Origin of the sequence: Aquabacterium sp. A3 (assembly GCF_038069945.1) — a bacterium.
In the GTDB taxonomy this organism is placed as follows: domain Bacteria; phylum Pseudomonadota; class Gammaproteobacteria; order Burkholderiales; family Burkholderiaceae_C; genus Aquabacterium.
In genome coordinates, this window is the sequence record NZ_JBBPEV010000010.1 from 1 (window position 1) to 7533 (window position 7533).

The window sequence follows — 7533 nt, forward strand, 5'->3', positions numbered from 1 at the left end:
GCGCACCCTTTGACGTGCGTTTCAGCGTCATGGGGGCTGGTCTGCGATGCATTCGGCTCATTTGTCGAAGCGATCACGCCGCCTGTTGCCTCGCAAACGAGTTGTTCAGACCTTCCCTAGCTTTGCGTACCGTCACTTATTGCACTGAAAACGAGGAGACCCCGACGTAGGCAGAAAGCGACACGGGCGGCGCTTGCCAGGCGCTGCGACCATCCTTCTGTGTTGCATTCCGCGTCCCGCTGTCATGCCTATGTCATACCGACGATCCACCATCCTTTCATGATCGATCTGTAGATCAAAGTTACTTATTGATTACATGATCGAATCAGCATGCCGGAAGGAGCCGCAGTTTGCCCTCCCGATTATTCGTTGGAAGACCTTGGAGCATCACCATGTTTGCAGAGCAGCAACGCGAATATCTCGACAAGGGATATACGAAGATTGAAAGCTTTTTCTCCGCGGAGGAAGTAGCGAAGATTCTTGAAGACGTCAAGCAAATTGAATTGGGAGCTATTGGCGTAGCTTCGGACAATGAGATTTACCAGTTCGAAAAGAAGAATGGCGAGACGACGAAGCTACTGCGTCGCGTCGAGAATCCTCACCTTTATTTCGATGCAATAGATTCTTTGGTCAGGTCGGAAAAAATCGTCGATTTGCTTCGGCATTTCCTGGGCGAAAACATCCGTTTGCACAATAGCAAAATCAACTTCAAGCCGCCATCAGGCGCGCCAGTCCAGTGGCATCAGGACTGGGCATTCTATCCCCACACAAACGATGATTTTCTTACTCTCGGAATTTTCCTCGACGAGACAAGTGAGAAAAATGGCGCGATGGCATGCTTGCCAGGCTCCCACAAAGGAAAAGTGTACGACCACCGGAACGTCGAGACGGGCGAGTTTTGCCACGCGATCTCTCGCTCCAACTGGGACGAAGCGCTCGACCCGACAGAAGGGGAGTTACTGACGGGACCCGTAGGAACTGTCACGTTGCATCACGTCCGGACCCTTCATGGTTCAGGCCCAAACCACTCAACGATCAGGCGGCGTTTTCTGCTCATCGGCTATGCCGCGGCTGATGCCTGGCCACTTCTGGGCTGTGGCAACTATGGGGATTATGAAAGCCTCATGGTCTCTGGCCGATCCACCGTATTCCCGCGCATGGTGGAACTCCCTTTGACTGTCCCGTATCCGTTGTCGATGTACGGTGATCGCATCTTTGAAAGTCAACGAGCTTTGACTCAAAAGTACTACTGAAGTCTTTAACTCACTGAGGTCATAATGCAAGTTTTTACTCTGTTTTCGAAATTCAAGAAGGCGTTAACGCGCGCCATTCTTGCCTTTATCGCCACAATCATAGTGTGCACACCCGCGCAGGCAGCTGAGGTTGTCAATGGTAAACTTCACCTGCGTTTTGCAATTGCGCCGTTGCGTCCAACGCCTAGCCAGACCATCAAAGAGTTTGAGCCGATATTCAAGTATCTCGCCGACCAGCTCGGCGCGACCTATGAAATCGTCTCCCCGGAAAGCTGGGCGGCAATATCTGTGGCAATGACAAATGGCCATGTCGATGTGGGCTGGCTCGGACCCTGGGGCTATGTCTTGTCGAATAAAAAGGCCGGCACCGAAGTGATTGCAACGGCCAAGTACCGCGGGAAGCCGTTCTACAAAGCCCTCATTGTCGGTCGCGCCGATCTGCCGATCAAAAAATGGCCCGAGGACGCGAAGGGTTTGAAGCTGTCACTCGGTGATCAGGGCAACACTTCTGGCTGGCTCATCCCGATGGCGTACTTCAAGAGCATCGGCATCGACCCTAAGAGCTATTTTGAATATCGTGAAGGTGCCACGTTTGGCCAGAACGAATCATGGATTCAGCAGGGACTGATCGACCTCGGATCCGATATGGATCGGGGCCGGAACGGGATGATCGAAGCGGGTCAAATCGATCCTTCGAAGTCCAAGATCGTGTGGGAATCCAGCAAGCTGCCGAACGACGCGATATCCGTGCCGAAGGATTTTGATCCTGCTCTGAAAGCGCGCATCACGAAAATACTGACGTCCTTGTCCGAAGAGAAAGCACAGTCGCTGATGGGCTCGGGCTATAACGGCTTCGTGAAGGCAAAGCACAGCGATTACAAGGTAATCGAAGACGCCGGCCGCATCCTGGGAAAACTATAAAGCACGAGGGGTCCGTTCTTGGATGAGGGCAGCGGACGACAAGGTGGACTGACGCACGCCAGCTCCTTGTCTCCGCTGCACGAACATACGGGCGCGCATCGCGATACCACAGAGGATGAACCAATGAATCAGCGAATCGAAGAAGTCATGCTGGCTAATGTCAAGAGGGACGTAGCCAGGAGAAAGCGGCATTTTGCAACGTCGGTCGTAGTACTCAGTTTGCTGGCAGTGGCCTGGTACGTGTGTCAGATAGAATTCCAGAAGCTAGGCGCCGGTTTACCGAGACTATGGTCATTCGTCGTGCAGATGTTTCCACCCGACCTGAGCGACCTGGACGTCATTCTAAAAGGGGCTGGCGAGACGCTCGCCATGGCGACGATTGGCACGATATTCGCCACAATCATGGCATTTCCGCTGGCACTCATGGCTGCGCGTAATACCTGTCCGAACAAGTGGACCTATCGGGTATCCCGCGCCATCCTGAACGCCAGCCGCGGCACGGAGACATTTGTCTTTGCACTTGTATTTGTAGCAGCAGTGGGCTTCGGTCCGTTCTCCGGCGTACTGGCCATTACTTTCCACATGGTAGGGGCAATCGGCAAAATGTTTGCTGAAGCCATCGAGACCGTTGACCAAGGGCCATTGGATGCGCTCGCCTTGACCGGTGCCAGCAGGGCAAAGATTATCCGCTACGGTCTGATCCCGGATGTTATGCCGCACCTGATCGCGAGCGTTCTATACATTTGGGAATTCAGTGTCAGAACGTCCACAGTACTGGGCATCGTAGGCGCAGGTGGAATTGGGCAGACCCTGAAAGATACTGTGGACTTGTTGGAATTCAACAAGATGATTACGGTACTGGCGGTTATATTGCTGATGGTGTCGGCAATCGATTTCATCAGTGACCGGCTCAGGCACTTGATATTGGACACAAAACGCGAGGGATTCGAAACTCTCCCTGCGAATAACTGATTGCTTCACATATTACTGGATGGGCGGTTCGCAATGAAAGATGTAGCGTTGCAGTTAAAGAATGTCGGTAAGTCATACGGCAATAAAGTTGTCCTGGAATCGATTGACTTCGAAGTACGTCACGGCTCAATGGTTGCCTTGCTCGGCACAAGCGGGGCAGGGAAGTCGACGCTTTTCCGATGTCTCACTGGCCTTGAGCCGATTGACTCCGGTTCTATCGTGGCGCTCGGAGAATCCATACATGAACTGTCTCCGGCGCGTCTGCGGGCAGTACGTGGCCAGATCGGGTTCGTGTTCCAACAACTGCACCTGGTGAAAAGGTTCTCAGCACTCGAGAATGTATTGGGTGCGCGTCTGGCAGAGATGCCCATTTGGCGCGTCACATTGAAAAGCTTCAGCCGGGCTGACAAAGTGCTCGCGTTCGAATGTCTGGACCGGGTCGGCATGCTCGATTATGCAAACACGCCTACGCAACTGCTGTCAGGCGGTCAGCAACAGCGTATTGCGATAGCGCGAGCCTTGGCGCAGAAGCCCAAGATTATTATTGCGGACGAACCCGTCTCCAGCCTCGATCCGCTGACGGCGCGCTCGGTTCTGCAAACGCTGAAAGCCGCGGCTACAGATCTTAATGTCGCGGTCCTGTGCAGCCTGCACCAGGTAGACCTGGCACTTGAAGTGTCTGATCGAGTCGTGGGATTGCGGGATGGGCGAATCAGTTTGAATATGGCTAACCAACCGAATGATCAAGGCATGATGCAAAAGATACGATCCATTTATCAGCAGCGTGCCGTACACAGCGACAGAGACGAGCCGTTGCAGCGGCATGTCGCGTAGTTCGTTCCTCAGAGGTCCCATGAAACCAAGAATCGTAACAACGCATCGAATCCACCCTGACACGCTGGCCCTCCTTGAGACCGCCGCTGAAGTAATTTCCAATCAGTCCGATTCAACCATGTCGCGGGAAGAGGTACTGTTGCGCACCAATGATGCGGACGGGATGATGGTGTTTATGCCGGATAGCATAGATGCGGATTTTCTATCCGCGTGCCCCAATCTGAAGGTCATCGGCGCCGCGCTTAAAGGATATGACAACTTTGATGTCGAGGCATGTACCCGCCATGGGATTTGGTTTACGATTGTTCCTGATTTGCTTACGAGTCCCACAGCTGAACTAACGATTGGCCTGTTGCTGAGCATCACACGGAATATGCTGCAAGGTGATAATTACATTCGATCACGCCAGTTCAATGGTTGGACCCCGCGGTTTTATGGCACAGGTTTGACGGGTAAAACCGCCGGCATCATTGGGACGGGAGCGGTCGGGCGGGCGGTCGCAAAGCGGCTGGCCGCCTTCGATATGCAAATTCAGTACACGGATCCGCAGCCTTTGCCGCAAGAGTCGGAAAGGGCATGGAATGCGAGCAGAACATCGCTGGACCAGCTATTGGCGACAAGCGATTTCATCATTCCCATGCTGCCGATGTCGTCAGATACCCACCACACCATAAATGCTCGGGCATTAGACCGCATGAAGCCCGGTGCGTACCTCGTCAATGCCTGTCGCGGCTCCATCGTAGATGAGCGGGCCGTGGTGCATGCGCTTCGGACGGGGCATCTGGGCGGTTACGCCGCAGACGTCTTCGAGATGGAGGAATGGGCGCGTCCCGACAGGCCGCATTCTATTCCTGACGAATTGCTTGATCCTGCTTTACCCACATTCTTTACGCCTCACCTGGGTTCGGCGGTCAAATCGGTACGGATGGAAATCGAGCGTGAAGCCGCCCTCAGTATCCTCGAAGCGTTGCAAGGGCGCATTCCACGCGGAGCGGTCAACCATGTTGGAGCGGGGAGATGACTGAGTGATTAATCTCGATCACGTTGAGAGTTTTCTGGCCGTAGTCGCAGCCGGGGGCTTCCGCGACGCCGCAAAACAACTCGACATTTCGCAGTCGACGGTGACGCAGCATATCAAGAAGCTTGAAGAGTCGCTTAAGATGGAAGTGATCGTGCGAAGCAATGCCGGTTGCAGCTTGACAGCCGAGGGTGAAACTTTTTTGCCGTATGCGCAACAGCTCGTCAACCTGGCGTGTAAAGCCGGAACTCTATTTGAAAAGAAAGATGAAATCACGATTGGTGCGAGTTCTAACACGGGCATATACTTGCTTCAGCCATATATAAAAGAGTTTGAAGAGCGAACGCCATTTTCAGTCAAGGTGGTCATCGATAGAAACGAGGCGATAGCGCGGACCATAGAGAATTACGACCTGGACATCGCTGTCGTCGAAAGATGGGACGAGCGCCCGGGATTCGCTGCCAAGCTGTGGCGACGAGAAGAGCTGGTACTTATCGTACCGCTGGGGCATCCGTGGGCGGGCATGCGGAGTGTTGGGCCGAACCAGCTTGAAAACCAAGTCTTGATCGGAGGCGAGGCGGGCTCGGGCACCGGACGGGTCCTTCGGCAGTATCTCGGTACACGGGCAAATACGCTGAGTGTTTCCTTGCAACTGGGCAGTACCGCCGCTGTAAAAAGTGCTGTGCAGGCAGGACTGGGGATATCAGTCGTGATGAAAGCGTCCGTCGAGAACGAGTCCCGACTTGTCTTGTTTTCAACGGTTCCCTTTGAGGGCGATCCGCCCCGGAAGGAGATCTACATCGTGTTTCGGAATGGCATGCTGAAGCATCCGTCCATCGCTGCTTTCGTCGACATACTTTTGAGCCGTCCGCACTAAATCGGCTTGTGAGCTCGGCTTGTAATGCCGCCGCCGACCCTGGGCGCCGAAGTTCGGGCTGTGGCGTCGCCACACCGATTCTTTCCACGGCAGCTTCGGCTACGACGGAGTGAAAGATATGGGCGAGGGCAACAAACAAAATAGCCAGTCAAACGACTGGCTCTTGAAATTTTGAGGACAAAACCTTTGAAGTCTAGCCTCTCATCCCGATAAAGTGACCTGCTCCGTTTTTTCATACCACCGCCATTTGGGAAATGGCATGGATTGATAAACAGTTCCTCAAGCTTTGGGCCATTTGCAACGGCGTCAGGTAGCCCAAGCTGGAATGCGGTCGTACCTCGTTGTAATGGCGCCGCCAATCCGCGATGACGATTCTGGCCTCGATCCGGTTGCGAAACCATTCCAGACTGAAGCACTCGTCACGCAGTTTGCCATTGAAACTTTCGGTGGTGCCGTGCTGCCATGGCTTGCCCATAGCGGGGATACCGAAAAGCTAACTCCTTCAGCAGAAGTTTGCCTGCCGGAGCCTCTCTTCGCTGTGAGATGGTATCGGTTGCGCAGGTACAGATTAGACGGTATTGAGCTGGTACTGTGCAGGGCCATAGACCGACGCCCGCATCGCCCCATACAAGCTTATTAATAACTCGTAATCTCGCAGTAAGGTCAACTACAACTTGGCAGCCTTTCGGACAACTCCGAGTTTAGTTTGATCTCGGTGAACTCTTGGCGGCGGTTGGCTCAGCAACTGGGCATCCCGAGTTCGACACCAAAACGTCAATTTTTCGGTTTTTGCGAAGCCTCCTTCATATGAATCAACAACTTACGTGCGCCTGCGCGAAGGTTTTGTAGTGGCAACTTTGAAGTTTATTTGTGGCGCAATGGCCGCGTCGTTGCGCTACACTCAATGTAATAACTCTGCGGCAACGACGCGCTGCCGCAGAAATATCCTCCGTCACCTACGATCCGACCGCTTTGAAGGCTCAAAAACCCAGTTTCGACCCCAAATAACCCCTTCTGTAGTGGCACGTTGATAAGGTCACCCTAGTCAAATCAATCACTTACAGCATTTGGTGTCGAACTCGGGGGGCATCCAGGCCCCGGTTGCTAGCGTTGTAAGCCCACACAACAAACTGCTCCAGCAGTCTTTCGTTCTCGACCTTAAGCCGGGCATTTTCGGCCTCAATACGCTCAAGACGTTCTAAAAGCGCCTGTGCTTCTGTAGCTCCCAAGCCAAGGGAGCTTTTTGACCGAGCATTTGGAAGCCCTGCAACGCGGCTCTTCGTTAATTGGAAGGCCTGCTTTATGCGAACCCGCTGATTTAGGGCTTGTCTTGTGTATCGGGCGTTAAGTCGTTGCTCGACAATCTCAATGAGTAATTCCCAAGTAAGCTTCCCCTCCCAGCCGTCGAGAATGCTAACTATGGCTTCTATATCCTGGTCTTCCAAGTTACGTGCTCGAACTTTCGGCCTATTTCTAGCCATCATTTTTCTCCATCGCGAGCATCAGGTTGCGCATGGTTTCAGTCGATATAATCGCACTAGGGAAGGTCTGCAAAACCCGCCGTCAAGGCGCGAGTCTTGCATGATGATGTCGTCAAGTTGATACGTGGCGCAAGGACATGAAGCAAGTCAGCCTGGGATTGAACCTGTCGACCAAGA

At 53.4% G+C, this 7533-nt stretch carries 6 protein-coding genes and 1 pseudogene; 6 read left to right on the forward strand and 1 reads right to left on the reverse strand.

Features of this window, described 5'->3' with window-relative positions; all coding sequences use genetic code 11:
• Positions 1–392: 392 nt before the first annotated feature.
• The 6 genes from WNB94_RS16970 to WNB94_RS16995 all read left to right on the forward strand — a co-directional run bounded on the left by WNB94_RS16970 (position 393) and on the right by WNB94_RS16995 (position 5875).
• Positions 393–1253, forward strand: a complete 861-nt coding sequence (locus WNB94_RS16970; protein WP_341391562.1) for a phytanoyl-CoA dioxygenase family protein — start codon at positions 393–395, stop codon at positions 1251–1253.
• A gap of 24 nt (positions 1254–1277) precedes the next feature.
• Positions 1278–2174, forward strand: a complete 897-nt coding sequence (locus tag WNB94_RS16975) for a phosphate/phosphite/phosphonate ABC transporter substrate-binding protein (protein WP_341391563.1) — start codon at positions 1278–1280, stop codon at positions 2172–2174.
• 123 nt (positions 2175–2297) lie between these two features.
• Entirely contained in the window at positions 2298–3146 is an 849-nt protein-coding gene (phnE, locus tag WNB94_RS16980) for a phosphonate ABC transporter, permease protein PhnE (RefSeq protein ID WP_341391564.1), read from the forward strand.
• 33 nt (positions 3147–3179) lie between these two features.
• Entirely contained in the window at positions 3180–3980 is an 801-nt protein-coding gene (gene phnC / locus WNB94_RS16985; RefSeq protein ID WP_041682765.1) for a phosphonate ABC transporter ATP-binding protein, read from the forward strand.
• A 19-nt stretch (positions 3981–3999) separates the two neighbouring features.
• Positions 4000–5001: a phosphonate dehydrogenase gene (locus WNB94_RS16990; RefSeq protein ID WP_026485313.1), complete on the forward strand. Its 1002-nt coding sequence runs from the start codon at positions 4000–4002 to the stop codon at positions 4999–5001.
• 4 nt (positions 5002–5005) lie between these two features.
• Complete coding sequence (locus WNB94_RS16995) at positions 5006–5875, forward strand: LysR substrate-binding domain-containing protein (RefSeq protein ID WP_013743899.1); 870 nt, start codon at positions 5006–5008, stop codon at positions 5873–5875.
• A gap of 232 nt (positions 5876–6107) precedes the next feature.
• Here the strand turns inward: WNB94_RS16995 and WNB94_RS17000 are convergent.
• Positions 6108–6347 (reverse strand): annotated as a pseudogene (locus WNB94_RS17000) (integrase core domain-containing protein); the annotation flags it as partial.
• Positions 6348–7533: the final 1186 nt, after the last annotated feature.